Origin of the sequence: Halomonas sp. BC2 (assembly GCF_002078115.1) — a bacterium.
Taxonomy (GTDB): Bacteria; Pseudomonadota; Gammaproteobacteria; order Pseudomonadales; family Halomonadaceae; genus Vreelandella; species Vreelandella stevensii.
In genome coordinates, this window is the sequence record NZ_LFGT01000005.1 from 295,757 (window position 1) to 298,152 (window position 2,396).

Annotated in this window: 1 protein-coding gene and 1 pseudogene; both read left to right on the forward strand. The window is 65.0% G+C overall.

The features are described from left to right. Positions 1-401: pseudogene (locus B7L71_RS04865) on the forward strand (primosomal protein N'); the annotation flags it as partial. A 144-nt stretch (positions 402-545) separates the two neighbouring features. Next, positions 546-2,231 carry an arginine--tRNA ligase gene (gene argS / locus B7L71_RS04870; RefSeq protein WP_081136342.1) on the forward strand — a complete coding sequence of 562 codons (1,686 nt, stop codon included), beginning with the start codon at positions 546-548 and terminating at the stop codon, positions 2,229-2,231. The last annotated feature ends 165 nt before the right edge of the window (positions 2,232-2,396 follow it).

Sequence of the window (2,396 nt, forward strand, 5' to 3'; positions counted from 1 at the left end):
ACGACCCCCATCTGGGCCAGCTGGCCGAACATGGCTATGGCGCCCTGGCCCGCAACCTGCTGGAAGAACGAAGGCTGGCACAGCTTCCCCCGTTCTGTTTCATGGCGCTACTGCGCGTCGAAAGCCCCCAGGAGCCTGCTGCCATGGCGCTGGCTCAGCAGGCTGCACAGGCCTTGCGCCAGTGGCTCACGGATGCCAACCTGCCGGTACGCTGCCTGGGGCCAGTGCCAGCCCCCATGGAGCGCCGCCAGAATCGCTACCACCTGCATGTCATGATCACGGCCCAGAAACGCAGCCACCGACACACGGCGGCCCACTGGCTGGTACAGTGGCTGGAAGCTCATCGCGATGCGCGCAAGGTGCGCTGGTCCGTGGACATCGACCCGCAAACACTGGCCTAGCCATGACCACGCCCGCGACGCCCAGCCTGCCCCGGCCTGGAATACGGCTTTGAAACTGCGCGCCAATTGCCGATAATGGCCGTTTTGACGCTGCACCATTTGGGCGCTTGCACACGCCGCCACCGAAGACACCCGGATATTGACATGAAAGACACGATTATTGCTTTGCTCGAAGGCGCCGTTGATGCGCTCAAGCACCAAGGCGTGCTGCCCAACGATGTACAGCCGGCCATCAAGGTCGACCCCACCAAGGACAAAGCCCACGGCGACTACGCCACCAACCTGGCCCTGATGCTGGCCAAACCCGCCAGCATGAAGCCCCGAGAGCTAGCCGACGCCCTGGTAGCCGCCCTGCCCGCCAGCGACGCCATTCAGAAAACCGACATCGCAGGCCCCGGATTCATCAACTTCTTTGCCGCCGCCGATGCCGCCGCCCAGATCGTTGCCCAGGTGCTGGATAGCGGCGACGCCTTTGGTCGCAGCCTGATCGGCAAGGGTGAAAAAGTGCAGGTGGAGTTCGTCTCGGCCAACCCCACGGGCCCGCTGCACGTGGGCCATGGTCGCGGCGCGGCGATTGGCGACTGCCTCTGCCGCCTGCTGGAAGCCAGCGGCTATGACGTCACTCGGGAGTTCTACTACAACGACGCGGGCGCGCAAATCAACAATCTCGCGCTCTCCGTGCAGGCCCGTGCCAAGGGGCTGGGCCCCGAGGACGAGAGCTGGCCTGCCGATGGCTATCGCGGTGAATACATCGTCGATGTGGCCACCGATTACATGGCCGGAAAGACGGTCACCGCCGACGACCGCAAGGTGACGGCCAAGGCCGATGCCGACGACCTGGAAGCCATTCAGGCGTTCGCCGTGGCCTGGCTGCGCCGCGAACAGGACCTAGACCTCAAGGCCTTCGGCGTCGAATTCGACGTCTACTTCCTCGAATCATCCCTCTACGAGGACGGCAAGGTCGAGGCCACTGTCGAGACGCTGTTCGCCAACGGCCACACCTACGAGCAGGATGGCGCGCTATGGCTGCGCACCACCGACTTCGGCGACGACAAGGACCGCGTCATGCGCAAGCGTGAAGGCGGCTACACCTACTTCCTGCCCGACGTGGCCTACCACCTGAACAAGTGGCAGCGCGGCTTCAAGACCGTGATCAACGAGCAGGGCGCCGACCACCACTCTACCGTTACCCGCGTACGTGCAGGCTTGCAGGCACTCGGCGTGGGCATTCCGCAGGGCTGGCCCGACTATGTGCTGCACCAGATGGTCATGGTGACCCGCTCGGGCGTGGAAGTGAAACTGTCCAAGCGTGCAGGCAGCTACGTCACCATACGCGACCTGATCGACGAAGTCGGCCGTGACGCCACCCGCTTCTTCCTGGCCGCGCGCCGCGCCGACTCGCAGCTGACCTTCGATATCGATCTGGCGCGCTCCCAGTCCAACGACAACCCGGTGTACTACATCCAGTACGCCCATGCCCGGGTATGCAGCATGCTGCGCAAGGCCGAAGAGGCAGGCCAGCCCTTCGACCACGGCGTGGCGATGGCCAACCTGGCGCTGCTGGACAGCGATCAGGAAAAAGCCGTGCTCAACCGCCTGGCCCGCTACCCGGAAGTGGTGGAGCATGCGACCCGCAACCGCGAGCCTCAGCAGGTGGCCCAGTACCTGCTGGATCTGGCGGGCGACTTCCACACCTGCTACAACGCCGTCAAGGTCATGGTCGAAGACGACACGCTGCGCAACACCCGCCTGGCGCTCGGTCTGGCCACGCGTCAGGTGCTGCGCAACGGGCTGGATCTGATGGGGGTCAGTGCCCCAGAGGAGATGTAATTCATGGCCAGCCCGCGTAACAAGCCGTCCCGTCGAGGCGCCACCTCGCAGCGTAAATCTGCTCGCCGCTCCGGCGACGGGTGGCGTATTCCCGGCTGGCTGTGGGGGTGCCGGGGTGGCTGCCGGCTTCTTCCTGGCGCAGCATCAGCACGGCACCGCCCCGTG

Coding starts and splice junctions, on each gene's coding strand:
- argS (WP_081136342.1), top strand. CDS start 546: ATGAAAGACACGATTATTGCTTTGCTCGAAGGCGCCGTTGATGCGCTC.